General features: G+C 59.2%; 1 pseudogene. It reads left to right on the top strand.

The features are described from left to right. Positions 1-612 (top strand): annotated as a pseudogene (locus LO50_RS23305) (hypothetical protein); the annotation flags it as partial.

Genomic DNA, 612 nt, shown 5'->3' with positions numbered 1-612 from the left:
ATCTGGCGTTGGATCTCCAGGGCTGGAAGCCTCCGGTGGATCTGGTAGCTCGCCTGCACTGTCGCGCCAGGACGCACCGGGATATCACGGGCATCAACCAGATTGAGTGGGCCACCAAGTCCAGCGTCTACGGTCGTGGTGAAACGTCCATGTTCGGTTCCGCTGGAGGCGTCCAGCTGTGTATCTACAACAAGACTGAACAGGCCCGCGCAACCGATAAGCTCGACTTCTGGGAAAGCATCTGGCGTCGCCGGGATTCGTTCGATCCGGCCGACCCTGATAACTACGATCCGACCCAGGATGTATGGCGGATCGAGCTGCGCTATCACCATTCAGTGATCCAACAATTCGCCAGCGGCTCGATTGACGCGAAGACCGGCAAAGCCCTCGAAACGGACTCCTATGCTGCCTTCTCAGCCCATCTGGACGGCCTGTGGCGCTACGGTTTGGGTCAATTCAAGCTGCTCGCCCGCCCCGGCTATTTCGAGCCCATCTGGACGCTGATCCGCGATGACATCCGTGTCGATGTGCCGGTCGACTCTCTGGTCGATGAAACCGAATACAAGCGCTACTACAAGACCTCGCGGGGCTTCTCGGGCAAGAACGTGGAAC

The sequence above is a fragment of the Stutzerimonas stutzeri genome (assembly GCF_000935215.1).
Lineage (GTDB): Bacteria > Pseudomonadota > Gammaproteobacteria > Pseudomonadales > Pseudomonadaceae > Stutzerimonas.
Note: the sequence above shows the minus strand (reverse complement) of the source record. Positions and strands in the feature narration are given on the sequence as shown.